Source organism: Ruegeria sp. CF5, from assembly GCF_056537325.1.
In genome coordinates, this window is sequence record NZ_JBQFRI010000006.1 from 83409 (window position 1) to 107288 (window position 23880).

General features: G+C 59.1%; 23 protein-coding genes. 17 read left to right on the forward strand and 6 right to left on the reverse strand.

All coding sequences use genetic code 11. From position 1 onward, the window contains the following. Positions 1 to 52 precede the first annotated feature (52 nt). Positions 53 to 1474 (forward strand): nucleobase:cation symporter-2 family protein, encoded by a 1422-nt coding sequence (locus ACR0NW_RS15030; RefSeq protein WP_480451216.1) that lies wholly within the window; start codon positions 53 to 55, stop codon positions 1472 to 1474. Between the two features lie 58 nt (positions 1475 to 1532). On the opposite strand, the gene ACR0NW_RS15035 is transcribed toward ACR0NW_RS15030, so the two are convergent. The 3 genes from ACR0NW_RS15035 to ACR0NW_RS15045 all read right to left on the reverse strand — a co-directional run bounded on the left by ACR0NW_RS15035 (position 1533) and on the right by ACR0NW_RS15045 (position 3838). Further along, on the reverse strand, positions 1533 to 2519 hold the full coding sequence (locus ACR0NW_RS15035) for a type I glyceraldehyde-3-phosphate dehydrogenase (protein ID WP_480451215.1): 987 nt from the start codon (positions 2517 to 2519) through the stop codon (positions 1533 to 1535). A gap of 53 nt (positions 2520 to 2572) precedes the next feature. After that, positions 2573 to 2896 carry a hypothetical protein gene (locus ACR0NW_RS15040; RefSeq protein ID WP_480451213.1) on the reverse strand — a complete coding sequence of 108 codons (324 nt, stop codon included), beginning with the start codon at positions 2894 to 2896 and terminating at the stop codon, positions 2573 to 2575. A gap of 108 nt (positions 2897 to 3004) precedes the next feature. Beyond that, positions 3005 to 3838 (reverse strand): bifunctional allantoicase/(S)-ureidoglycine aminohydrolase, encoded by an 834-nt coding sequence (locus ACR0NW_RS15045; protein ID WP_480451211.1) that lies wholly within the window; start codon positions 3836 to 3838, stop codon positions 3005 to 3007. A 174-nt stretch (positions 3839 to 4012) separates the two neighbouring features. Between ACR0NW_RS15045 and ACR0NW_RS15050 the strand changes: the two genes are divergently transcribed. Both ACR0NW_RS15050 and gcvH read left to right on the forward strand, forming a co-directional pair. Continuing rightward, positions 4013 to 4369: a hypothetical protein gene (locus ACR0NW_RS15050; protein ID WP_480451209.1), complete on the forward strand. Its 357-nt coding sequence runs from the start codon at positions 4013 to 4015 to the stop codon at positions 4367 to 4369. A 121-nt stretch (positions 4370 to 4490) separates the two neighbouring features. Beyond that, positions 4491 to 4850, forward strand: a complete 360-nt coding sequence (gene gcvH / locus ACR0NW_RS15055; protein ID WP_170651361.1) for a glycine cleavage system protein GcvH — start codon at positions 4491 to 4493, stop codon at positions 4848 to 4850. 38 nt (positions 4851 to 4888) lie between these two features. On the opposite strand, the gene ACR0NW_RS15060 is transcribed toward gcvH, so the two are convergent. Continuing rightward, positions 4889 to 5824 (reverse strand): 2-hydroxyacid dehydrogenase, encoded by a 936-nt coding sequence (locus tag ACR0NW_RS15060; RefSeq protein WP_480451207.1) that lies wholly within the window; start codon positions 5822 to 5824, stop codon positions 4889 to 4891. Positions 5825 to 5951: 127 nt separating this feature from the next. On the opposite strand from ACR0NW_RS15060, the gene ACR0NW_RS15065 reads away from it, so the two are divergent. The 4 genes from ACR0NW_RS15065 (at position 5952) to ACR0NW_RS15080 (ending at position 9669) form a co-directional block, all read left to right on the forward strand. Then, positions 5952 to 7187, forward strand: coding sequence for an acyl-CoA dehydrogenase family protein (locus ACR0NW_RS15065; protein ID WP_480451206.1), 1236 nt, complete (start codon positions 5952 to 5954; stop codon positions 7185 to 7187). Positions 7188 to 7202: 15 nt separating this feature from the next. Next, entirely contained in the window at positions 7203 to 8006 is an 804-nt protein-coding gene (locus tag ACR0NW_RS15070; RefSeq protein ID WP_480791882.1) for a thioesterase family protein, read from the forward strand. 107 nt (positions 8007 to 8113) lie between these two features. After that, the gene (locus ACR0NW_RS15075; protein WP_480451204.1) at positions 8114 to 8728 is read left to right on the forward strand and encodes a DUF1007 family protein; all 615 of its coding nucleotides are present in this window, start codon (positions 8114 to 8116) and stop codon (positions 8726 to 8728) included. Further along, entirely contained in the window at positions 8713 to 9669 is a 957-nt protein-coding gene (locus ACR0NW_RS15080; protein WP_480451203.1) for a nickel/cobalt transporter, read from the forward strand. The genes ACR0NW_RS15075 and ACR0NW_RS15080 overlap by 16 nt, the downstream gene beginning before the upstream one ends. 18 nt (positions 9670 to 9687) lie before the next feature. Here ACR0NW_RS15080 and truA read toward each other — a convergent pair whose 3' ends face one another. Then, a complete protein-coding gene (gene truA, locus ACR0NW_RS15085) occupies positions 9688 to 10455 on the reverse strand; it encodes a tRNA pseudouridine(38-40) synthase TruA (protein ID WP_480451201.1) in 768 nt (255 codons plus the stop codon). Positions 10456 to 10570: 115 nt separating this feature from the next. On the opposite strand from truA, the gene ACR0NW_RS15090 reads away from it, so the two are divergent. From ACR0NW_RS15090 to ACR0NW_RS15135, 10 genes are all read left to right on the forward strand, one after another. Further along, the gene (locus ACR0NW_RS15090) at positions 10571 to 11986 is read left to right on the forward strand and encodes a YcjX family GTP-binding protein (protein ID WP_480451200.1); all 1416 of its coding nucleotides are present in this window, start codon (positions 10571 to 10573) and stop codon (positions 11984 to 11986) included. Next, entirely contained in the window at positions 11983 to 12438 is a 456-nt protein-coding gene (locus tag ACR0NW_RS15095) for an N-acetyltransferase family protein (protein ID WP_480451198.1), read from the forward strand. Before ACR0NW_RS15090 ends, ACR0NW_RS15095 begins: the two co-directional genes overlap by 4 nt. After that, entirely contained in the window at positions 12431 to 13423 is a 993-nt protein-coding gene (locus tag ACR0NW_RS15100) for a YcjF family protein (protein ID WP_480451196.1), read from the forward strand. Before ACR0NW_RS15095 ends, ACR0NW_RS15100 begins: the two co-directional genes overlap by 8 nt. Before the next feature lie 61 nt (positions 13424 to 13484). Then, positions 13485 to 14195, forward strand: a complete 711-nt coding sequence (locus tag ACR0NW_RS15105; RefSeq protein ID WP_170651370.1) for a VIT1/CCC1 transporter family protein — start codon at positions 13485 to 13487, stop codon at positions 14193 to 14195. Positions 14196 to 14285: 90 nt separating this feature from the next. After that, positions 14286 to 15599, forward strand: a complete 1314-nt coding sequence (locus tag ACR0NW_RS15110; protein ID WP_480451194.1) for an SDR family oxidoreductase — start codon at positions 14286 to 14288, stop codon at positions 15597 to 15599. Next, positions 15599 to 16081: a DUF2269 family protein gene (locus ACR0NW_RS15115; RefSeq protein ID WP_480451312.1), complete on the forward strand. Its 483-nt coding sequence runs from the start codon at positions 15599 to 15601 to the stop codon at positions 16079 to 16081. Before ACR0NW_RS15110 ends, ACR0NW_RS15115 begins: the two co-directional genes overlap by 1 nt. Positions 16082 to 16189: 108 nt before the next feature. Continuing rightward, positions 16190 to 18925: a DUF2339 domain-containing protein gene (locus ACR0NW_RS15120; RefSeq protein ID WP_480451192.1), complete on the forward strand. Its 2736-nt coding sequence runs from the start codon at positions 16190 to 16192 to the stop codon at positions 18923 to 18925. Between the two features lie 164 nt (positions 18926 to 19089). Beyond that, positions 19090 to 22002 (forward strand): isoleucine--tRNA ligase, encoded by a 2913-nt coding sequence (gene ileS / locus ACR0NW_RS15125; protein WP_480451189.1) that lies wholly within the window; start codon positions 19090 to 19092, stop codon positions 22000 to 22002. A 100-nt stretch (positions 22003 to 22102) separates the two neighbouring features. Further along, the gene (locus ACR0NW_RS15130; RefSeq protein ID WP_480451187.1) at positions 22103 to 22558 is read left to right on the forward strand and encodes a methylated-DNA--[protein]-cysteine S-methyltransferase; all 456 of its coding nucleotides are present in this window, start codon (positions 22103 to 22105) and stop codon (positions 22556 to 22558) included. A gap of 76 nt (positions 22559 to 22634) precedes the next feature. Then, a complete protein-coding gene (locus ACR0NW_RS15135) occupies positions 22635 to 23102 on the forward strand; it encodes an alanine--tRNA ligase (protein WP_170651376.1) in 468 nt (155 codons plus the stop codon). Between the two features lie 28 nt (positions 23103 to 23130). Here the strand turns inward: ACR0NW_RS15135 and ACR0NW_RS15140 are convergent, their stop codons facing one another. After that, the gene (locus ACR0NW_RS15140; protein WP_480451185.1) at positions 23131 to 23835 is read right to left on the reverse strand and encodes a CDP-alcohol phosphatidyltransferase family protein; all 705 of its coding nucleotides are present in this window, start codon (positions 23833 to 23835) and stop codon (positions 23131 to 23133) included. Between the last annotated feature and the right edge of the window lie 45 nt (positions 23836 to 23880).

Consider the following 23880-nt stretch of genomic DNA (forward strand, 5'->3'; position numbering starts at 1 on the left):
GCGGAATAAGCGGCAAGACCCCCATGAAAACTGACAGGGAGGACAGTAACTCATGGCCGAAACTTCGATAGGAACGCCGGAACAGCTCCGGGATCCGAACTATACACCGGCATTGCACAAGGCGATACCGCTGGGCATTCAACACGTTCTGGCGATGTTCGTATCCAACGTCACGCCCGCGATCATCGTCGCAGGGGCGGCCGGGTTCGGGTTTGGATCGAACTCACCCGATTTTCCGCAATTGCTGTACCTGATCCAGATGTCGATGCTGTTTGCAGGGGTCGCGACCTTGCTGCAGACCATCACGATTGGCCCCGTTGGTGCGGCCCTGCCCATCGTGCAGGGAACCAGTTTTGCCTTTCTGCCGATCATGATTCCGTTGGTTGCCGGGAAAGGCGTCGATGCCCTGGGGGCGCTGTTTGGCGGTGTCATCATCGGTGGTTTGTTCCACGCCTGTCTGGGCCTCGTTATCGGTAAGATTCGCTTTGCCCTGCCGCCGCTTGTCACCGGCCTTGTCGTGACCATGATCGGTTTGGCGCTGGTCAAAGTGGGCATTCAATATGCGGCCGGTGGTGTTCCGGCCATTGGCACGCCCGAATATGGCTCGCTTCTGAACTGGTCGGCAGCTTTGGTTGTGGTTGTTGTCACGCTGGCGCTGAAATTCTTCACGCGGGGCATGCTGTCAATTTCCGCAGTGCTGATCGGGCTTGCGGTCGGGTACCTCTACGCGCTGATGGCTGGGATGGTCACATTCGAGGCAATCGGCAACAGCTGGAGCCGCGCGTCCACTTTCGCCTTGCCCGTGCCGTTCAAATACGGGTTTGAGTTCTCGGCCGCTGCGATCATCGGCTTTTGCCTGATGGGACTCGTCTCGGCGGTTGAAACCGTCGGCGATGTATCGGGCATCACCAAGGGTGGTGCAGGGCGCGAAGCAACTGATGACGAGATTGCCGGGGCCACTTACGCAGACGGTCTGGGCTCGGCCGTTGCCGGTATCTTTGGCGGCTTTCCCAACACGTCGTTCAGTCAGAATGTCGGCCTGATCGCGATGACCGGCGTCATGAGCCGCCATGTCGTGACTTGCGGCGCCTTGTTCCTGATCCTGTGCGGCCTTGTGCCCAAGGTAGGCGCGATCATCCGAACCGTTCCGATCGAAGTGCTGGGCGGCGGTGTGATCGTCATGTTCGGTATGGTCGTCGCGGCAGGTATCTCGATGCTGTCAGATGTAAACTGGAACCGGCGCAACATGGTGATCTTTGCGATTTCACTGTCCATAGGTCTTGGCCTGCAGCTTGAGCCCGGAGCAGTCCAGCATCTGCCGGATACGGCGCGTATTCTGATGACAAGCGGCCTGTTACCGGCAGCCCTGATTGCTATTCTGCTGAACCTTCTTCTGCCGGAAGAACTGGCGGACGAAGCAACCGAAGAAGTCTCGGGCGGTATGGCGGGCCATGGTTCCGGCAGCCTGCACTGACCTGTGATCCTGAACAGGCAGCGCGCGGGGTCGACCTGCGCGCTGCGAACGGGCCGGATCAGCCTTCGGCCATGATCCGGGCGACGTCCAGCATTCGGGCGGAAAATCCCCACTCGTTGTCGTACCAGCCAAAAACCCGCGCCTGATTTCCTCCGACCATTCGTGTTTCGGGGCCAGCGATGATCAGGGATTCGGACCGCGTGCGCAGATCAGATGACACCAGCGGCAAGTCGGTCCAGCCCAGTACCGGCGAGGATGCAACGGCACCACGCAGCGCCTTTTCGAATTCCTCAGCCTCAAATCCGCGCTCCAGTTGCACCACGAGGTCCACGGCAGACACGCTGGCGGTCGGTACGCGGACGGCTGCGCCCGAGATGCGTCCCGCGAGGTTCGGCAGCACCACGTCGATCAGATGCGTGGCGCTTGACGTTGTGGGAACCATTGAAAGCGCGCCAGCGCGCGAGCGGGCCAGATCGCCGCGCGGAGCGTCAACCATTGGCTGGCTGTTGGTGTAGCAGTGGATGGTGGTCATATGGGCCGAGGCTATACCGCCGATCTCATCCAGAACTCTGGCCAGTGGGGCCAGTCCGTTGGTTGTGCAGGACGCATTCGAGACGATCCTTGCATTGCCGAGCTGATCCTCGTTGGCGCCCAGAACCACGGTCACCTCTGCCGCAGGCGAAGGGCCTGAGATCAGAACCTTGCCCGCGCCAGCCGTCAGGCCACGGCTGGCAACGTCCGAGGTGCGTGCGATGCCTGTGCAGTCCAGCAGGACATCGACGCCCAACAGATCGACCCGCGCCAGATCGGCGCTGTGGGTCATCGGAACGCTGTGCCCATCCACGATCAGTGCTTCCTCGCCCTCAAGCACGGTACCGGGATAGGGGCCAAAGGTGCTGTCGTATTTAAAAAGATAGGCGCAGGTTTCGAGCGGCGCGATGTCATTGATCAGCACCAGCTCGATTCCCGATCCCTGCGGCAGGGCGAGGACCTGTCGCAGGATCGTGCGGCCAATGCGGCCGAATCCGTTGATCGCGAGTTTCATGCGCAAGCTATGTCAGGGCAAAGGGGCGACCTCAATGCCCGTTCTGATCATCGTCAGTTGCAGCTGACCTGCGAAAAGAACTGGCCCGAGATGTTCTGATACATGCTGGCCACGATCGGTTTGCACCCGGTTGCCTGCTGAATCGCGGCAATGGCCTGAATGGTGCGCAGGCGTGGCGGCGGGCCAAAGGGGTTAAGGTTGTTGTTGTCGCGTGTGGCCCGATAGATCACAGGCTCATCAGATACCTGTGTTATCGCCCAGGTCCGGCTCATAACGAAGACGGATTTGGTTTCTTCCTTTGCCGCAACCGGAGCCGTGTCGATCGCTGCAAAGGAAAGCAGGGCGGCCAGCGCCACCATCGTGTTGCGCAGTTTCATCGAACAATCTCCAAAGCTTATCAATACACTTGTCTGATTTGAGCAAATTTCCCCGCCTCTGTGAAGCCCTGCCGGGAAAAAACCCTTGGGATGTGGGGCATTTACAAGTCAGCGACGAGACAGTGACAGCGGCATGTGACGGTTCACATCCTTGTAGAGCAGATAACGGAACCGCCCCGGGCCGCCCGCATAACAGGCCTGCGGGCAAAAGGCGCGCAGCCACATGTAATCGCCTGCCTCGACCTCGACCCAATCCTGGTTGAGCCGATAGACCGCCTTGCCTTCCAGCACGTAAAGGCCGTGTTCCATCACATGTGTTTCGGCAAACGGGATCACGCCGCCCGGTTCGAAGGTGACGATATTGACGTGCATGTCGTGGCGCAGGTCCTGTGGGTCGGCAAAACGGGTTGTGGCCCAGCGCCCTTCGGTCCCCGGCATCGGGATGGGCGCAATGTCATTTTCGTTGGTGATGATCGGGTCGGGGGCGGGTAGGCCGGAAACAGCCTCATAGGCCTTGCGGACCCAATGGAACCGGGCAACGGTCCCGGCACGGTTATGCAGCGCCCAATCTCTGCCCGGCGGGATATAGGCATAGCCGCCGGTTTCCAGTTCATGAGTTTCGCCATCCAGCGTCAGCAGCACAGTGCCCTCAACGACGAAAATCACCCCTTCTGCTTGCGGGTCGGTTTCGGGCTGATCGCTGCCGCCTCCGGGCTGCACCTCCATGATGTATTGCGAGAATGTCTCGGCAAAACCGCTCAGGGGGCGGGACAGAACCCAAAGACGCGTGCCCTCCCAGAAGGGCAGAAAGCTGGTGACTATGTCGCGCATGGTGCCCTTGGGGATCACGGCATAGGCATCCGTGAACATGGCACGGTCAGTCAAAAGTTGTTCCTGTCCGGGATGTCCGCCCATGGACGCATAATAGGTCGGTTTTGCCATCGTAAGCCCCTGTTCGTTTCGCCTGCAATATGGGCAGAACGCGGCGCCGGTCCTAGCTGCGCCATCGCGATAGGTTTGTTCGGAATTATTTGAAGATTCAAAGCCGGGTCTTGGCCCGACTCTGTCAGGCGTATATCCTTGAGGCCAAATGGAATTCATTTTCGTGAGGCAAACATGAAAGCCCGGATTACTACAGTTTTGGTCGCGCTGGCATTGTTGGCAGCGGCGCCAATGGCACAAGCCAAGTCAATCTCTCGCATCATCGCCGAGATGGGGTTGAGCCCTGCGGATTTTGAGGTGCTGAATGCCACCTCGAATGCGTTGTTGAAGAGTGGCACACCCAGTGTCGGCAAGGAGAGATCGTGGGTGAATGAGGATACGGGATCAAAAGGGACCGTCCGTGTGCGCGACGTGCGCGACAATTGCGTGCACCTGCAGAACTTCGTTCAGCCCGCGGGCGAGGAGACCGCGCGCGAGATTCGCACCCGCAGATGCCGTGATGCGAACGGGAATTGGATTTTGACGCCCTGACCCTGTTTCAGAGCGGTTGTTGCCGGGTCGGCAGAGAATCTCTGGCCTGTCGTGGAAAGTGTTGAAATCACACAGTGCGCGGGTATGAAATATCGAAAACGCACCTAAGGGAAACAGGGATATGAAGTTTACCGAAGAACATGAATGGCTGGTGGCTGACGGGGATGTGGTGACGGTTGGCATTACCGCCCATGCCGCCGAACAGCTGGGTGAGATCGTTTTTGTCGAATTGCCCGAAACGGGCACCGAAGTCGGCAAGGATGACGAGATCGTCGTGATCGAGTCGGTCAAGGCCGCGTCGGATATTCTGGCGCCGCTGGATGGTGAGGTCATCGAGGTGAACGAGGTGCTGGCCGACAATCCCGGGCTGGTCAACGAAGACCCGACCGGCGACGGGTGGTTCTTCAAGGTCAAGGCCACGGACCTGTCGCAGATGGACGACTATATGGACGAGGCCGGGTACAACGATTTTATCGGCTGACCTCCAAAGCAGGTGGCGGGACCGGCCCGCCCCTGCAATCAGTACCCGCGCCGTCTGTCGACTTCGTGCAGCAGGGATTCGCCCGCGCTCAGCCGCCGAAAGTTCTCGGCCACATCCCTGATCGCATCACCCAGATGCCAGCCTGACACGTGCGGCGTGATGGTTACGCCGGGATGCTGCCAGAGCGGGCTGTCCGCAGGTAGCGGTTCCTGATGGACTACATCCAGAACGGCATGTCCCGGTGTGCCCCGATCCAGCGCCGCCAACAGCGCCGTTTCGTCAACCAGATCACCACGCCCGGCATTCAACAACTGGCTGCCCGGTTTCATGGCCGCCAGAAGATCCGCATTGAACAGGCCGATTGTATCCGGAGTGGAAGGCAGGATCGCACAAACATGATCGCACTCGCCCAGCAGTTCCGGCAGCGCTTCAGCACCGTGGCGGCAATCGACGCCTGAAAGTTCCTTGGGAGAGCGGCTCCAGCCTTTGACCTGAAACCCGACATCGCGCATCATTCCTGCCGTGCGGCTGCCGATATGTCCAAGGCCCAGAACGCCGACGACTGTGTCCGACGCGGATTTGGGGGCCAGAGGCTTCCATGCACTTTTGTCCTGTTCGGCATCATGAAAAACCATGTTGCGCTGGGTGCGCAGGATATAGGCCAGAAACCACTCGGCGATGCCCTGCGCAGGTGCGTCCGGTTTCAGCCGCGTGATACGGACATGTTCGGGCAAAGCCGGATGGCCAACAATGGTTTCCACACCCGCGCCCAGCTTTTGCACTAGTTGCAGATTGGGCAGGCGTGCCGGGTGGTCGTCCTGCAGGCCCACGACGGCGATCATTGTGATCTCAGCCGAATTTCCAACCGTTTGCGGCGTGCGGATATCCGCCCCCGGTAGCAGATCGGCGATTTCCCCGGCGATTTGCGCATCGCTCATCCATCCGGACAGACCTGTTTCGACCAGTAGTGCCATGAGCGTGCTCTCTCCCCTGAATATCTTTGGTGTTACGTCCCGTCACGCAACTGGACTTTGCCACCGCAGCTAAGTCATCTTCGGGGCAAAGGTAAAGACCGGTCTGCCGGTCAGAGGAGTTGATTTGATGAATATGACTTTTGGAATGCGGGACGAAAACCGAGAGCTTCTGCAACGTGTCACGGATATGATACGGGACGAGGTCATGCCGCTGGAGGAAGAGTACCAGGCCGAGATCGGCAATGGCGACCGCTGGCAATATACCGAACGACAGGCCGAGATCCTTGAAGGGCTCAAGGCCAAGGCCAAAGCTGCCGGGCTATGGAATTTCTGGCTGACCGACAGCGACAAGGGCTTTGGTCTGACAACCGTCGAATATGCCTATTTTGCCGAGGAAATGGGAAAGACCCCACTGGGGGCCGAAGTTTTTAATTGTTCGGCTCCGGACACCGGGAATATGGAAGTGTTCGAGCGTTATGGTTCGGACAAGATGAAGGCCGACTGGCTGAAGCCGCTGCTCGAAGGTGAAATTCGTTCGGCCTATCTGATGACCGAACCGGATGTTGCCTCATCGGATGCAACGAATATTTCGATGTCCTGCGTGCGCGATGGCGACGACTATGTTCTGAACGGCGAGAAATGGTGGGCGTCAGGGGCAGGGGACCCGCGCTGCAAGGTCTATATCGTCATGGTCCGGACCGGTGGTGAGGAATTGCCGGTGCACAAGCGCCAGTCGATGATCGTGGTTCCAGCCGGCACACCGGGTATCGAGATTCTGCGCCCGATGCAGGTCTATGGCCACGACGACGCGCCGCACGGCCATATGCACATCCGGTTTACGGATGTACGGGTTCCGGCGGAAAACATCCTGCTGGGCGAAGGTCGCGGGTTCGAGATTGCCCAGGGCCGCCTGGGGCCGGGGCGCATTCATCATTGCATGCGCGCAATCGGTCAGGCCGAGATCGCGCTGGAGCGTATGTGCAAACGTTCGATGCAGCGTGAAGCATTTGGAAAGCGGCTTGCCCAACTTGGCGCAAATTATGACATCATCGCGGAATGCCGGATGGAAATTGAGATGGCGCGCCTGCTGTGCCTCAAGGCGGCGTGGTACATGGATCAGGGCGACGCCCGGGCCGCCGCGCCGTGGATCAGCCAGATCAAGGTTGTCGCTCCGCGGGTGGCGCTGAAGGTGATCGACGAGGCGGTGCAGATGTATGGCGGGCAGGGGATCAGTCAGGATACGCCGCTGGCGACCGCGTGGACGCATGTGCGTACCCTGCGGCTGGCCGATGGTCCGGACGCGGTGCATCGCCGTCAGGTCGCACGCACCGAGTTGCGGAAATACACGCAGGAAAAGGTCTGAACCGGAGAGCGCGGTATGATGCAACCTGAACCGGCCGTCCAATCCTATTTCCATATCGGCCCGGATGGGGCGTTCATAGGAAACGACCCAGTTCGGGGGCCGTGGTCGGCTGATCACTGCCATGCGGGCCCCGTCACGGGACTGATTGCGCGCGCGGCTGAAATTGAGGTCGGTGAAGGCAAGATGCTGACGCGCCTGACCGTCGATCTGTTGCGCCCGCTGCCTCTGGCGGGTTTAAGAGTGGCCGCTGAAACCGTGCGCCATACCAAGACGCTGGCGATGACGCGGGTCACAGTGCATGACCTTGACGACACGCTGTGCGCGACGGCAACAACGATGCATCTGATCCGCAAGGAGTTGGGTCAGGTCCCCACGCCGGATACCCAAGGCCCCGATTTCGGCAATTCGGGCGTCGGGCCATTTCCAATTCGTCAGATGCGGCACGATCTGCCCGTCTTTGCGCATTTCGTGGATGTGGCCTATCCCGAAGGTGGAAATCAGGGACCCGGGCCAAAGACAATCTGGATGCGCGCACCACCGCTGCTTGATGGTGAGGATCAGTCGCCAATTCAGTCTCTGTGCCCGCTTGCCGATTGCGGGAATGGAATCTCGTGGAATGCACCGCTAACGGAAATGGGATTCATGAACACGGATCTGACGGTTCACATCCACAGAGAACCCGTTTCGGACTGGCTCGCTTCGGAGTCGGTATCCCATTGGCATTCAACCGGGATCGGTATGTCGCAATCGGTTCTCTATGATACCGAAGGTCCGGTTGGCACAGCATTGCAAACGCTGGTTCTGTTTCCGCCAAAGTAGTTGCCCTTGGCCGGATTTCGCGCCTGTCTGCCAATCGGATTGCCCAGCGGGGTGACCTGCACTAACTTGCGCTTATGCGATGGCTGGCCACATGTCTGACGTGTTTGTTGCCTGTAACGGTGACTGCGCACCCCCATGTTTTCATCGACACCGGACTGGAGTTCGTTGTCGACGAGGCAGGGCAATTGACACATGTCCGCGTTACATGGGCCTATGATGCGTTTTATTCGCTGTTGGTGCTCGAGGATATGGGGCTGGACCCGGATGCCGACGGCGTTCTGACAGCCGAGGAAACGGACAAGCTTGCCGGTTTCGATGCGCAATGGGTCGAAGGATATAACGGCGATCTGGTGATCATGAACGGTGACGCAACCGTTCCTTTGTCAGGCCCGAACGAGCCAACGGCCGTAATGGAGGATGGGCGCATCGTCACGTCCCATCTGCGGAGGATTGAGGGCAGCCCGGTTGCAGCCAACGCGCTGTCGATCAAAGCCTATGACGAGACCTACTACACCGCTTACGAGATTACGCGCCCGGTCATCGTGACCGGACAGGACACCTGTGAGATCGACAAGAAAGATCCCGACATTGATGGGCAACTGGCACAGATGCAGGCATTTCTGAAAACGCTCGACGCGAATTACGATCTTGAGGAAAATGATATCCCCCTAATTGGGGCCGAATTTGCGGCTGAAATTCGTCTGTCATGTCCCGCTACCTGATCGTTCCTGTTGCCGTCGCCTGTGGATTGTTGCTCTGGTTCTGGGGCAGCGGCGGGTTTGACCAGCTGGCCGCCTGGGCCGCGGGTGAACAGCGCGCGTTTCAGAACAGAATTGCACTGGCCCTGAGAGCCACGCGCGCGCAACAACCCGAAGCGGTTGCAACCTTGCTGACCGTCTGTTTTGCCTACGGATTCTTTCACGCTGTCGGACCCGGTCATGGCAAGGTGCTGATCGGCGGATACGGGCTGGGGCGGCAGGTCGCGTTCCTGCGTTTGTCGGCAATCAGCGTGCTGTCCAGCCTTGGTCAGGCAGTGACTGCCATCGTGCTGGTCTATGCCGGTGTTCTGGTGTTCCAGATGTCTCGCGAAAGCCTTGTCGGGACAACGGAACAGATCATGGCGCCGGTCAGTTATGCCGCGATTTCAGTCATCGGTTTATGGTTGGTCGTACGCGCCACCAGAACCTTTTTTCGGCGTCATCGCAGCCAGCGGCAAAATGAGCCGTCTCAGCACGTGCATCATCATCACGATGAACACCATCATCACGGTGAACACCATCATCACGGTGAAGGCACGTGCTCTGACTGCGGTCACAAGCATGGGCCAAGCCCGGAAGAAGTCGCACAGGTGGGTACTGTGCGTGAGGCGCTGGTTCTGATCGCCGGGATTGCCGCGCGCCCATGTACGGGCGCATTATTCCTGCTGATCCTTACCTGGCAAATGGGTATCGCAATGCTTGGAATTGCCGGGGCGTTTGCGATGGCGCTGGGGACCGCGACTGTCACGACATTGGTCGGCTGGGCTTCTTTCGGGTTGCGCGGCGGGCTGCTGACCTCGGCCGCGACTACGCGTTTTGCGGCAGTACTGGCCCCGACGATTGAACTTGTGGCCGGGTTGTTGATTGTTGTCGTCGCGACGGGTTTGCTGTTGCGCGCAATCTGAATTGCAGAACGCTACAGGTCAGTCGAATACCGGTTCCGGATATCCGACGCGCGCCAGATACAGCCCCTGCGGCGGGCAGACCGGTCCGCAGGCGGCGCGGTCAGCAGCCTCAAGCGCGTCGCGGACATCTTCGGGTGACCACGCGCCCGCGCCGACACGCTCCAGCGTACCGACAAAACTGCGCACCTGATTGTGCAGGAACGACCGGGCACGCACATGAAAATGCACCTCGGGGCCGGAGAACCCGTTGACCTGCTCGACCCGCAATTCGTCCAGAGTCTTTACCGGGCTGGCTGCCTGACAGATTGATGACCGGAATGTCGTGAAATCGTGCCGTCCGATCAGCATATCGGCCCCGGCCTGCATCGCGTAAGCATCCAGTGGGTGGCTGACCTGCCAGACCTGCCCCTTGTCATGCGTCGCGGGTGCGCGGCGGATCAGGATGCGGAACAGATATTGCCGCTCAAGCGCTGAAAACCGCGCGTGCCAGTCGTCATCGACCCGCGCTGCCTTGAGGATCGCCACCGGCTGCGGTTTGAGGTGATAGTTCAGCGCCTCGGACAAACGAAACAGGTCCCAGTCCTTGGTCAGGTCGCAATGCGCCACCTGTCCCAATGCATGTACACCAGCGTCCGTGCGCCCCGCCGCCGCAATGGTGTGCGACCCCGGTTCGATCCGGGACAGTGCCTGTTCGATTGCACCCTGCACCGACGGCAATTCCTTTTGCCGTTGCCACCCGGCGAACGGTTCCCCCTGATATTCGACTTTTAAAGCAAATCTTGGCATGGCGTGCTGGTATCCTGCGCTGCGCCAACGGGCAAGACCGGGTTGCGCCAAAAGCTCTGGCAACGCGGGCTCGTGCTACCTATCTTGGTTGAAACGAAAAAAGCGGGGCGGCAGTTTGGTCATCTCTTCACTGGCAGACAGTCTTGTGCGCGGCGTCGAAACCGTGGGCGACCGGGTGTCCGAGACGTTTTTCGAGCCGGTGATCCGGTTGGGCGTCACTGGTTTGGCGCGATCCGGCAAGACAGTATTCATCACATCGCTGGTGGCCAATCTGCTGGATCGCGGACGCATGCCTGGCCTTGTCGCGCAACAGGAGGGGCGGATCGTGGCCGCCTATCTGCAGCCTCAGCCTGACGATACTGTGCCACGTTTTGACTATGAGGCTCATCTTGGCGCGTTGACGGGGCCGTCGCCGCACTGGCCTGACAGTACGCGCGCGGTATCAGAGTTGCGCCTGTCACTCAGGGTGCAGCCGGCGGGTTTGCTCTCGGGCCTGCAGGGGCCACGGACGGTTCATCTGGATATTGTGGATTATCCGGGGGAATGGCTGCTGGATCTGGCTCTGTTGGACAAATCCTACGCGGAATGGGCGCAGGAAACGCTGTCCCGCATCAGGCCACGCGCTGAGGCCAGCGAATATCTGGCTGAAGCTGGCAAAGCCGATCCGGCAGGGTCGCACGACGAAGCCACCGCGCGAGGGCTGGCGCGGACATTCACCGCCTATCTGAATTCTGCACGCGAAGCAGGGTTTTATGATTGTACTCCCGGCAGGTTCTTGCTGCCGGGTGATCTGGCAGGTTCACCGGTTCTGACATTCGCGCCGCTGCCGGTTAGTGGTCCCGCGCGGCGCCGGACCCTGCACCGGGAAATGGAGCGCCGTTACGAGGCCTACAAGGCGCAGGTCGTCAAGCCCTTCTTCCGTGATCATTTCGCCCGTATTGACCGGCAGGTTGTTCTGGTGGATGCGCTGGGTGCGATCCACAAGGGGCCGCAGGCGGTCGAGGATATGCGACGCGCGATGGCTGATATCTTGTCTGCCTTTCGCCCCGGGCGCAACGCATGGCTCAGCCAGCTTTTGCTGGGGAAAAGGGTTGAACGTATACTGTTCGCCGCCACCAAGGCCGATCATCTGCACCATCTGCAACATGCGCGCCTGACCGCGATCATGGAGGCATTGACACGCGAGGCACGGGACCGGGCGAAGTTTGCAGGGGCCGAAACATCCGCCCTGTCATTGGCGTCGCTGCGGGCGACGACCGAAGAGATGCGCGCCCATAACGGCGTCGAGTTGCCTTGTGTGCGGGGAACCTTGCTGGAAACCGGCAAGCAGGCGGCCTTTTATCCCGGAGACCTGCCCGAAGATCCCGCGCATTTGCTGTCCCCCGCACGCGATGGAGCCGAAACATGGCTGGGTGAGGATTATGGGTTCATGGATTTTGCACCTGCGCCACTGACTCTGCGACCCGGAGACGGACCGCCCCATATCCGTCTGGACCGTTCGGCCCAGTTTTTGATCGGAGACCGCCTATGACCGTCACCCTTCGCCCTGCGCGCAGTCTGGATGCGGGTCAGACCGGAGACATCCTGCATGGCTTCGCCCGCGAAAATGCGTGGATGCCCGAACTCCATTCGCTGGCCGAGACGATTTCCTTTTGCGGTACGATGATTGACCGGGGCTGGGTCACGGTGGCTGAAACAGGTGGGGGAATTGCGGGATTTCTGGCGATGGACAGGGACGAAATTCACTCGCTCTACCTTAGGCCCTCTGCGCGGGGGAAGGGGATAGGACAGCAGTTGCTGGAGCGGGCGAAATCGCAAAGCCCGAACCTGTCTCTCTTTGCATTTGAGGCCAATTTTGGCGCGCGGCGATTCTACGAGCGCAACGGATTTGTCGAGGCTGCGCGCAGGGATGGTTCGGACAACGATGAATGCCTGCCTGACATAAAATATGTCTGGCGGCTTGAGAGGATCGCAAATGGCTAAGGGTCCCGTTCTGATTGATCTTGAAGACGACGCAGCGCCTGTTCAGGACGTGTCCGAAGCGCCCCCGGTACCTGATATCGCGCCACCAAGTGGTGAGGCGATGCAGGCCGCGGCCCGGTTTGCGGCCCGCAAGCCATCGGCACTGTCCAGATGGTTCTGGGGGCTGGCCTTGGCGGTGATTGGAGCGGTGGTTTCGGTTGCCGCATGGGATTTTGCGACATCATTGTTGTTGCGCGCACCGATATTGGGTTGGGTCGTCACCGGGTTAATCGCGGCTTTTGTTCTGGTTGCCCTGATCGTCGCCATCCGGGAACTGGCGGCCATTGGTCGGCTGTCGCGTGTGGATGGCCTGCGCCGGGCGGCGGACGCAGCGCTGGCCGAAGAAGATCTGGCGCAGGCGCGGGATGTAACCAGCCGCCTGATCGCTTTCTACAAGGGACGTGAGGAAACACGTTGGGGCCGGGAGCGACTGGCTGAGCGCGCGTCAGAGCAGTTCGACGCCACCTCACTGTTATCCCTGGCCGAGGACGAACTACTCGCCCCCCTTGATGCCGCCGCCAGCCGTGAGGTTGAGGCTGCGGCACGGCAGGTTGCAACGGTGACGGCGCTGGTTCCATTGGCTCTGGCGGATGTGGTCACCGCACTGGCCGCGTCGCTCAGGATGATACGGCGGATAGCCGAAATTTATGGCGGGCGTGCCGGGTTCCTAGGCAGCTGGCGTCTGACCCGTGCAGTCTTTGTTCATCTTGTGGCAACCGGTGCCGTGGCAGTGGGGGATGATCTGCTTGAGCCTGTGTTGGGGGGATCCATCCTCAGCAAGTTGTCACGCCGGTTTGGTGAAGGTCTGGTGAACGGCGCCCTCAGTGCCCGCGTTGGGGTTGCTGCTATGGAAGTATGCCGTCCGATGCCATTCTCGGAACGACACAAGCCATCGACGCGGGGTATGGTAAAACGTGCGCTAAGCGGGCTTTTCAGCAAGGATTGATCTGACGCAACGCCAAAGGCCCGCCCATACCCGATATTGACGGGAACAGGGGGAGCCAGCCATGACCGACCACGGGCACAGCCAGCAGGAGATTTCAGACAGGATCAACGCTCCGCCCGGGCGAGGGGTGCTGCGAGACGTGGTTTATGGTGGCATTGACGGATCGGTGACCACCTTTGCCATTGTCGCGGGGGTTGCGGGGGCAGGGTTATCGCCGTTTGTCATTGTTGCGCTTGGTCTGGCAAATGTTCTGGCCGACGGGTTTTCCATGGCGGCGGGAAACTATTCGGGCACCAAGGCCGAACTGGACAATATTCGCCGCATCCGGGCGATTGAAGAACGCCACATCTCACTCTACCCCGAAGGCGAGCGAAATGAGGTACGCGAGATTCTGGCACAAAAGGGTCTTTCAGGACCGGTGCTTGAGGATGCGACAACCGCGATAACAAGGGATCGCGAAAACTGGATCAGCCTCATGATCGAAGGGGAATATGGGCTGGGCAGTGTTGACCCGCATCCCATCAAGGCTGCGCTGGCCACATTTCTGGCCTTCCTCGTCGCGGGGATGATCCCGTTGCTGCCGTTTCTTCTTGGTATGGAGCAGGCCTTTGCACTGTCGGCATGGACGACGATGGGCGTTTTCTTTGCCATCGGCGCCTTCAAAAGCCGCTGGTCGCTAGCGCCGTGGTGGCGTTCGGGGTTTGAAACGTTCCTGATCGGCGGGTTTGCTGCATCCATCGCCTATCTGGTCGGAACGCTGTTTCACCCCTGACAAGGTATTGATGTCGCAGGGGTAAGTTATGCTCTGGTAAGTATCGGTTCGAGGTCTGATGATGCGCGGGCGGAAAAATGGATGCGCATCTTGGACGATACAATAATCAGACGGCATGTACTGGTTCTGGGGGCTTACGGGTTCATCGGAAGCGCGGTTGTTCGCACTCTGCAGGGGAATGGCCATGTCGTCAGGGGCATGGTGCGAAACGTGCGGACAGGTGCAAGGGTCCTGCCGGGTGTAGATTTAGTTCAGGGGGATTTGAGGTCTCTTACCCGTCCACAGGATTGGGCAGAGGCACTTGAAGGTATCGGCGTCGTTGTGAACTGCGCGGGCGCTTTGCAGGACGGCCCCGAGGACAATCTTGAGGCCGTGCATCACCTGTCGATTGCCGCGATGGGGCAGGCTTGTACGGATAGGGGAATTGCCGTGGTGCAGGTATCGGCCATTGGTGCCGTACCTGATGCTGACACGGCATTCATGCGAACAAAAGCCGCCGGAGACGCGGCGCTGAGCAAATGTGGCGCTTCCCTGTGGGTTCTGAAGCCCGGGCTTGTGATCAGTCAGAGCGACTATGGCGGCACGGCGATGCTGCGGATGATCGCCGCAGTCCCGCTGTTTCAACCACTCGCCTTTGCAGACTCTTCTATTCAGTCTGTTGGCATGACCGATCTTTGCAACGTCATCTCTGCTGCTGTGTCCAAAAACCTCCCGCAAGGATCTTATGATCTGGTGGAAGACAACGCGCATTCATTGGCAGAGGTCGTCGCACAAACCCGGAATTGGCTTGGATTTTCACCGGCGCGTATCACGTTCAGCATGCCACATTGGACCGTTCGGCTGATTGCAGCCGCGGCTGATTTTCTGGGGAAGCTTGGTTGGCGATCCCCCTTGCGCAGCACGTCCCTTAAGGTGATAAATAAAGGCATTCTGGGTGACCCCGAACCATACCGTTCGGTTGCTGGTCACGGGCTGTCCGCACTGCCCGAAATCTATGCCGGTTTCGCATGTGGTCGCGAGTACAGGCTTGCGGCACGGATGTCTCTGTTCATGCCTTTCGTTGTCGGAGTGCTCAGCCTTTTTTGGGTGCTGTCCGGTGTCGTGGGCCTTATCAGCCTCTCTGCGGCCAAAGAGGTATTGACCGCATCGGGCTGGCCGGCCGCTGCGGCGGCTGCAAGTGTCGCCTTCTGGTCGCTGGTCGACGTGGCCTTGGGGTTGGCTATTTTGTGGCGACCCTGGGCTGCGCGTGTCTGTCTTCTTCAGGCAATGGTCGCCGGATTCTATCTGATCGCCGCGACTTGTATTGCCCCTGAACTGTGGGCCGATCCGTTGGGGCCGCTGGTCAAGGTTCTGCCAGCCATGGTCCTGTACTTGTTGGCCCGTCAATTGCTGGAGAGCCGATGATCGATCCTGACCTTCTGTTGCGCTGGTTGCATGTGATCGGTGCTTGCGTGCTTTTGGGCACCGGTGCGGGAATAGCCTTTTTCATGCTGATGGCACATCGAAGCAACGATGCGAGGGTCATCGCCCATACTGCCGGAACAGTTGTTGTAGCTGATCTGGTATTTACGATGACTGCGGTCATTCTGCAGCCTGTTACCGGTGCTTTTTTAGCCTGGCGGTTGGGCTGGAACCTGACCGAAGGTTGGCTCGTGCTCTCGCTGGTTCTGTATGTCGTTACAGGTGCCTTCTGGCTGCCCGTGGTCTGGATTCAGCTGAGAATGCGCGATCTGGCGAAGCGCGCGGTAGAGGGGGCGACGGAACTGCCGGGCGCATATTATCGCCTGTTCCGTATCTGGTTTGCCTGCGGGTTTCCGGCATTCTTTTCCGTTCTGGCGATCATATGGCTAATGCTCGCGCGCCCGGAAATACCTTTCCTGGATTAGGATCGAATACCCTGCAGGATCGCAACATATTGATATCATCAGGATATCCGGATTGTCACACGGCTGCAGGCCAGAGTACCTTGTGCCGATACCACCCGGAGGTTTGTTTTGGAGTCACTGCTTGTCCTTGTCGGCCTGATTGTTCTGGCCATTCCGGTAACCATAGTTGTTCTCCTGATCGGACAGGCACGCCTTCGCAAGCGGGTGGAGGAGCTGGAGCGCCAGATCGCTGCGTCGCAGGGTGCCGCAATTGTCGGCCCGGCGGAGAAAGAGAGACGCCCAACGGCTCCATTGCCGGAGCCCGAAAAAGAAAAATCCTCTTCCGGGCCATGGGCACCTCAAAAGGCGTCAAAGCCGAGACCACCTGCTGAGGTTGAAACGCAGGGTCCGGAGATCGAACCATCAGACGAGGCAACACCCAAGGCGGTGGTTTTTCGACATGACCGGTTCGAGGCATTTGGTGCCTGGCTGCGCGAAAACTGGTTTTACGCTGTCTCTGCCCTGTCATTGGCGTTGGCGGGTATATTCCTTGTTCAGTACGGCGTGGAAAACGGTCTTTTGCCCCCAACTGCCAGAGTTGCCGCCGCCCTGATCTTTGGCGCTGCTTTAATTTGTGCGGGCGAGTTAGTGCGGCGCAGATATGGTGACGATGAAAGCTCGGCCACGGCCTATTTGCCATCGGTCTTTTCGGGCGCAGGCCTTGTCACGTTGTTTGGCGGCGTTCTGGCGGCGCGGCAGCTTTATGGCCTGATCGGACCCGAAACGGCCCTGATTGGTTTGACTCTAATCGCCCTTACCGGTCTGGTGCTGGGCTGGTTTCATGGTCCGCTTTTGGCTGCTGTAGGGCTGATCGGCGCCTTTTCCGCGCCGTTTCTGGTGGGCGGCGCGTCGGACGATCCGTCGTGGCTTTATGGTTATTTCTTTGTCATCTCCGTTTTGGGTTTGGGCATAGACACCGTGCGGCGCTGGGCGTGGATATCGGTTCTGGCGCTGCTTGGGGCTTATGCGTCCGCATTGTTGCTTGTTCTTGCCTCGCCGCTGACCGAATGGGCGTATCTGCTGTTTGCCACAGCACTTGCGCTGGCCGCTATCGTGATCCCCGTACGCCGTCTTTGGCCCGATCATTCCGGCCCGATGATCTGTGAAATTCTGGTTCGAAAAAAAGGCGATGTCTGGCCCGAGTTTCCAACGCGGTTGGCCTTTGGTGCCGTTGCAACATCCTCGGCCATATTGACGTTGCACTGGGCCGACACGAGCAGCGAATTCTGGCTTGCGATTATTCTGCTGTCCGGCCTGACATTGGCGCTGATGACATGGGCACGGGATGCGCGTGCTCTGCAGGACGCGACCTTATTTCCGGCGGCAGGTCTGATCTGGTTCGTTCTGGTGCATGGATTGGACGGCGGCGCAGTAAGCCGGACATTTGCTGCTACCTATCTGGAAACCGCTGAGGCCGATTTTCCCATGTCAGTAACAATTCTGGTTGTACTGGCAGGGCTGATATCGATCGTTTCGGCGTGGCGATCATTCCGGGCCGGGCGCACAGCCGTTATCTGGGCCGGAGCAGCGGCGCTTTTCGCGCCGGTGATGGCTGTCGCGCTTGAGATTGGGTGGCGCCCGGCAGATGTGATCGGCGCCTACCCTTGGGCACTGCACGCTGTGGCATTGGGTGCGTTAATGGTGGTAATAGCCGAGCGGTTTGCGCGCGTGGACGGCGAAAACCGGATGCGACCGGCACTGGCAACATTGTCAGCCTTGTCCTGCCTGACCTTTGCCTGTGTCATAGTGCTGAGTTCGGCTGCGTTGACCATCGCCTTTGTGACGGCCATCGTCGCCGCCGCTGCGCTGGATCGCAGGTTTAACCTGCCGCCGATGAGCTGGTTCATCTGGGCTGGCGTCGTGACGGTCGGCGTTCGTCTGGTTCTGGACCCCGGTCTCGACTGGGCCAATACAGTTCCAGTGCATGAGATGACGTTGGTTTACGGGGCCGCTCTGATCGGGTTCCTGATTGCCTTTTGGCTGCTGAAACCTTTGACCCGCCCTGTCGCGGCGCTGATGCTGGAAAGTGCCGCGTGGTCAACGGCTGGTATCCTGCTGACCCTGCTGTTGCTGCGCTGGCTGGAAAGCTTCGGGGAAGGTGGTGCAAGGGACAGCCATTGGGGGCTGGGATTGCTGGCTGTTATTTGGTTGTTGCTTGCGTTCACGCAGCTTCAGCGTTTGGAAATCGAAGGCAAGCTGCGGATTTTCCGGGCGCTGTTGGGCGGGGTTTTCGCACTCCACGGCATCGCATTGCTGGGGGAGGCGCTGGTTGACGCCAACCCATTGACGCGCCCGGGTGCCGAACCGGTGCTTGGCCTGCCAATTATGAACACGCTGGCAGTAGCCTATCTTTTGCCTGCTCTGGTCATCGGTTTTTCCGCGTGGCGGATTTCGTTCACACCCGATTGGCTGAGAAAGCTCTGCTATATTACTGGCGCTGGACTGGCGGCGTTCTGGCTTGGCCTTGCGATCCGCCATGTCTGGCAGGGTGCGGAGGGTATGTACGAAGGTAACGGCGTCACCCAGCCCGAACTCTATACATACACGCTGGCACTACTGATAATTGGCGCGGTTCTGTTTTATCAGTCGCTTGCCCGCCAGTCGGACCTGATGCGTAAGGCCGGGCTGGCTGTGATCGGTCTGGCCGTGGCCAAGGTGTTTCTGATCGATATTGCCGGGCTGGGTGGTTTGATCCGCGTCTTTTCTCTGCTTGCGCTGGGCCTCGCACTGGCGGGTCTGGCGTGGCTAAACCGGTGGGCCAAATTGCGCCAATCACCGCAGGGGGCGGAACCTCTGGACCATTGAGGGCGGGCGTCCTATAAGCGCGGCCATGCATGACCGTCTGGCCATCATTATTCGAATTATATCCCCGGCGCTCTGACTACGCGAGACGCCGGGCAAAGGTGCTTGAGATTTCGCACTGACCGCTTCGATCCATACACGACCAGATCATCCAAGGGACGCCCCCCATGTGCGCCGACACACCCCAAACACCTGACTACAAAGACACTCTGAACCTGCCTAAAACCGAATTTCCCATGCGCGCCGGCCTGCCCAAGCGCGAGCCCAACTGGCTGGAGCGGTGGGAGACAATCGGGGTCTATGACCGCCTGCGCGAGAAAGAGGGCAGAAAGCCCTTTACCCTGCATGACGGCCCTCCTTACGCCAACGGTCACCTGCATATCGGTCACGCGCTGAACAAAACCATCAAGGACATGATCGTGCGGTCCCATCAGATGATGGGCTTTGACGCGCGCTATGTGCCTGGCTGGGACTGCCACGGCCTACCGATCGAATGGAAGATCGAGGAACAGTACCGCAAGAAGGGCAAGAACAAGGACGAGGTGAACGTCGTCGATTTCCGTCAGGAATGCCGCAAGTTCGCCGAAGGCTGGATCGACATCCAGCGTGAAGAGTTCAAGCGTCTGGGCATCACCGGCAACTGGGCTGATCCCTACATCACCATGGACTATCACGCCGAGGCCGTGATCGCGGACGAGTTCATGAAGTTCCTGATGAACGGCACGCTCTATCAGGGTTCTAAGCCTGTGATGTGGTCGCCCATCGAAAAGACCGCTCTGGCCGAGGCCGAGGTCGAGTATCACGACAAGGAAAGCTTCACCATCTGGGTGAAGTTCAAGGTCGTGAACGCTGGCGATCTGGATGATGCCTATGTGGTGATCTGGACGACGACCCCTTGGACCATGCCTTCGAACAAGGCGGTCGTTTATGGCAAGGATATTTCCTACGGTCTGTACGAGGTCGTTGGTACGCCCGACGAATGCTGGGCCTCGGTAGGTGACAAATTTCTGTTGGCAGACAATCTGGCTGCTGACGTGCTGGGCCGCGCACGCCTGAATGACGACCAGTGGACCCGCGTCCGCGATGTGACCACGGATGAGCTGGCAGGTGTTCAACTCACCCACCCGCTGGCCGGGGCCGAAGGCGGCAACGGTGAGTGGGACGACATCCGCGATTTCCGCGCGGCTGAGTTCGTGACCGACACCGAAGGCACCGGGTTCGTCCACTGTGCGCCTTCGCACGGTATGGAGGAATTCGAACTCTATCGCGATCTGGGCATGCTCGAGCAGGTCATCACCTATAACGTAATGGACGATGGCAGCTTCCGCGCTGATTTGCCGTTCTTTGGCGGCAAATACATCCTGTCCCGCAAGGGTGGCGAAGGTGACGCGAACAAGGCCGTCATCGACAAGCTGGTTGAGGTCGGCGGGTTGCTGGCGCGCGGCAAGATCAAGCACAGCTATCCGCATTCGTGGCGCTCAAAAGCGCCGATCATCTATCGCAACACGCCGCAGTGGTTCGCGTCCGTTGATCGCAAGCTGGACGATGGTATGGGCGAGATGGGCGACACCATCCGCGAACGTGCGCTGCGGTCCATCGACGAACTGGTAAAATGGACGCCACAGACCGGTCGTAACCGTCTGTATTCGATGATCGAAGCGCGCCCGGACTGGGTTCTGTCGCGCCAGCGTGCATGGGGTGTGCCGCTGACCTGTTTCACCAAAAAGGGTGCTCTGCCCACCGATGCGGATTATCTGCTGCGCGACGCAGACCTGAACGCACGCATCAAGGCGGCGTTCGAGAAAGACGGCGCGGATATCTGGTATACCGATGGCTTCAAGGCTCAGGTGCTGGACGGCATCGCCAACCCGGACGACTACGATCAGGTCTTCGACGTGCTGGACGTATGGTTCGACTCGGGCTCGACCCATGCTTTCGTTCTGCGCGACCGCGAGGACGGGACCGAGGACGGCATCGCTGATGTCTACATGGAAGGCACCGACCAGCACCGCGGTTGGTTCCATTCGTCCATGCTGCAAGCCTGTGGCACCAAAGGTCGCGCGCCCTATCGCAATGTGGTGACCCACGGCTTTACGTTGGATGCCAAGGGCAACAAGATGTCCAAATCACTGGGTAACACCATTGTGCCGGATGAGGTCGTGAAACAGTACGGCGCTGATATCCTGCGCCTGTGGGTGGCACAGACTGACTATACCGCCGATCAGCGGATCGGACCGGAGATCCTGAAAGGTACCGCCGATAGCTATCGCCGCCTGCGCAACACGATGCGGTTCATGCTGGGCTCGCTGGCCGATTTCACCGAGGCTGACAGGATCGACTCGGCTGAAATGCCGCGTCTGGAACGCTGGGTGCTGAGCCGACTGGCCGATCTGGATGAGCAGGTGCGCAAAGGCTATGCCGAGTTCGACTTTCAGGGCGTGTTTAGTGCGGTGTTTACCTTTGCCACGGTCGATCTGTCGTCCTTCTACTTCGATATCCGCAAGGACGCTTTGTATTGCGATGGCGACAGCGTGCGACGCCGTGCGGCGCGCACTGTGCTGGATATCCTGTTCCATCGCCTGACCACATGGCTGGCCCCGGTTCTGGTCTTCACCATGGAAGAGGTCTGGCTGGAGCGTTTCCCGGGCGATGACAGCTCGGTCCATCTGGTCGATTTCCCGGATACGCCCGCTGATTGGCGTCACACCGAACTTGAGGCCGGTATTGCCAAGGTGCGTCGCGTCCGCCGCGCAGTCACAGCCGCACTGGAGGTTCAGCGTCAGGACAAGGTGATCGGTTCCAGCCTTGAGGCTGCGCCGATTGTGTATGTTGAAGATGAGGAAACGCGCGATCTGTTGTCCACATTTGATGTGGATGACATGTGCATCACGTCGGGCCTGACCGTGACCGGCGATCCCGCCCCGGCCGAGGCTTTCCGAGTTCCCGAAATCGAAGGTGTAGGCGTTGTGTTTGAAAAAGCCGAAGGCGTGAAATGTCAGCGCTGCTGGAAAATCTTGCCGGATGTCGGCCGACACACGCACCCCGATGTTTGCGGTCGCTGCGACGAAGCATTGACCTGATCGCAGACCGTATTGTCATTCAAACCCCCGCTGCCATGCCGCAGCGGGGGTTTTTCTTTGTCCGCTTGCACTGTTTCAGCTGATCTGCCAGCCTGTGTTCATGCCTATGATCGCCGTTGAAACTCAGTTTGGATGTCTTGGGGTCGAAGAGGCCGATGGCGTTATTGTCCGTCTGGTCTGGAACGGCGCGGACGATGAACCTGATACCCCTTTGCTGAAAGAAGCCGCAGGGCAACTGAAAGCGTATGATGAGGGGCGGCTGGAGCAGTTTGATCTGCCTTATCGGGTCGCTGGTTCGGATTTCCAGCGTCAGGTGTGCGACCTGATGTACGCAATCCCCTTTGGCCATACCCGAACTTACGGGGATATCGCGAAAGAGCTGGGGCAACCGGCACAACCGGTTGGTCAGGCCTGTGGTGCAAATCCCATTCCCGTCATTATTCCATGCCACCGCGTGCTGGCGGCAAACGGGCTTGGTGGGTTCTCGGGGCAGGGTGGGATCGAAACCAAAGTCGAGCTGCTAAAGCACGAACGGGCTGCGGGCTTGCTGATCTGATAGATCGAAACATGTTGCATTCCCACCGTTTGCGACACAACCTGTTCAAAAGATCGAATATGAAGGACCGCATTTCATGACTGCCGAGCAAGATCGCGCTGGACAAAAGAAAGCTATTATTGATCGCCTGATGTCGCTTGAGGAGCAGGAACTGGCAACGGCTCAGGCGCATTATGATGCGTTCATGAAGGAATCCCAACTGGATGACCGGGAAGGCCACGACAAGGATGATATCGCCGCATCTCGCGAGAATGCCGATTTGGCCGCGGCCTTTGACGCCCCGGTACAGGCGCACCACGCCAAAATAGATGTTATCGAAAACACTGATTTCGGATTGACCGACACAGTAAGCCCAGGCGCTGTCATCAAGTTCAATAATCGTCGATTTGTTGTTTGTGTCTCAACTACCAGATTCGAAGTGGACGGTAAGACCTATATGGGTATTTCAACCCAAAGCCCGATCTACCTGGTCATGGCCGGGCTGCAGAAGGGTGATGTATTCACCCACAACGGCACCGAGTTCGAAGTCGAAGACGTTCTTTAGCGGCAAGGCCTGCGTATCACACGCTGAATTAGCGGGCCGGGACCGTGCGTTGCGGAATGATCTGCTGTGCGATGCCTGCGGAAACCAGATAGAGGCTGGTGATTACCAGACCCCAATGCGCCCAGCTTTGGGGGTGGAAATCGACCCACGCCGCCCAGCCTGCGAAAAAGGTCCATGCAAAAGCCATCGGCAGCGACAGGGCGCGCCAGCGTTCCGTCCGCACCGGATGAATGAACTTAAGCGGCAGGAACATTGCAACTGCCAGCAGTGTGACCAAAGCAAGAATGACCCAGAAATTCGGTTCCAGTGCAAAGATCACGATGACGAACATATTCCAGCACCCGGGAAATCCGGAGAAGGAATTGTCTTTTGTTTTCATGCGTGTATCCGCAAAATACATTGCGCTGGCGAAGGTGATCAGAATGATGGCGAACCACCCTGTCCAGCCGTCCATCAACCCCGACTTGAACAGGGCAAAGGCGGGGATGAACACATAGGTCAGGTAGTCGATGATCAGATCCAGCAGCACGCCATCGAATTCCGGGGCGTTCTTTTTGACGTGATAGTGGCGGGCCAGCGGTCCGTCGATACCGTCCACAATGAAGGAAACGACAAGCCACAGATACATCAGGCTCCATTTCTCTTCGACAGCTGCAAGCATGGCCAACATGGCAAATACGGCACCGGTTGCAGTGAAAAGGTGAACAAAGAGAGCTTTGAATCTGGAGGTCATGGCCGTTTCATGAACCATGCTCAACCGAGATGCAAAGCAAAAAGC

Excerpts from the sequence above, each read along its gene's own strand:
- ACR0NW_RS15050 (WP_480451209.1), top strand. The coding sequence starts at position 4,013 with ATGAAAGCCCGGATTACTACAGTTTTGGTCGCGCTGGCATTGTTGGCA.
- ACR0NW_RS15040 (WP_480451213.1), bottom strand. The coding sequence starts at position 2,896 with ATGAAACTGCGCAACACGATGGTGGCGCTGGCCGCCCTGCTTTCCTTT.
- ACR0NW_RS15080 (WP_480451203.1), top strand. The coding sequence starts at position 8,713 with ATGTCCCGCTACCTGATCGTTCCTGTTGCCGTCGCCTGTGGATTGTTG.
- ACR0NW_RS15095 (WP_480451198.1), top strand. The coding sequence starts at position 11,983 with ATGACCGTCACCCTTCGCCCTGCGCGCAGTCTGGATGCGGGTCAGACC.
- ACR0NW_RS15135 (WP_170651376.1), top strand. The coding sequence starts at position 22,635 with ATGACTGCCGAGCAAGATCGCGCTGGACAAAAGAAAGCTATTATTGAT.
- ACR0NW_RS15065 (WP_480451206.1), top strand. The coding sequence starts at position 5,952 with ATGAATATGACTTTTGGAATGCGGGACGAAAACCGAGAGCTTCTGCAA.
- ACR0NW_RS15105 (WP_170651370.1), top strand. The coding sequence starts at position 13,485 with ATGACCGACCACGGGCACAGCCAGCAGGAGATTTCAGACAGGATCAAC.
- ACR0NW_RS15035 (WP_480451215.1), bottom strand. The coding sequence starts at position 2,519 with ATGAAACTCGCGATCAACGGATTCGGCCGCATTGGCCGCACGATCCTG.
- gcvH (WP_170651361.1), top strand. The coding sequence starts at position 4,491 with ATGAAGTTTACCGAAGAACATGAATGGCTGGTGGCTGACGGGGATGTG.
- ACR0NW_RS15130 (WP_480451187.1), top strand. The coding sequence starts at position 22,103 with ATGCCTATGATCGCCGTTGAAACTCAGTTTGGATGTCTTGGGGTCGAA.
- truA (WP_480451201.1), bottom strand. The coding sequence starts at position 10,455 with ATGCCAAGATTTGCTTTAAAAGTCGAATATCAGGGGGAACCGTTCGCC.
- ACR0NW_RS15045 (WP_480451211.1), bottom strand. The coding sequence starts at position 3,838 with ATGGCAAAACCGACCTATTATGCGTCCATGGGCGGACATCCCGGACAG.
- ileS (WP_480451189.1), top strand. The coding sequence starts at position 19,090 with ATGTGCGCCGACACACCCCAAACACCTGACTACAAAGACACTCTGAAC.
- ACR0NW_RS15060 (WP_480451207.1), bottom strand. The coding sequence starts at position 5,824 with ATGGCACTACTGGTCGAAACAGGTCTGTCCGGATGGATGAGCGATGCG.
- ACR0NW_RS15100 (WP_480451196.1), top strand. The coding sequence starts at position 12,431 with ATGGCTAAGGGTCCCGTTCTGATTGATCTTGAAGACGACGCAGCGCCT.
- ACR0NW_RS15140 (WP_480451185.1), bottom strand. The coding sequence starts at position 23,835 with ATGACCTCCAGATTCAAAGCTCTCTTTGTTCACCTTTTCACTGCAACC.
- ACR0NW_RS15070 (WP_480791882.1), top strand. The coding sequence starts at position 7,203 with ATGATGCAACCTGAACCGGCCGTCCAATCCTATTTCCATATCGGCCCG.
- ACR0NW_RS15030 (WP_480451216.1), top strand. The coding sequence starts at position 53 with ATGGCCGAAACTTCGATAGGAACGCCGGAACAGCTCCGGGATCCGAAC.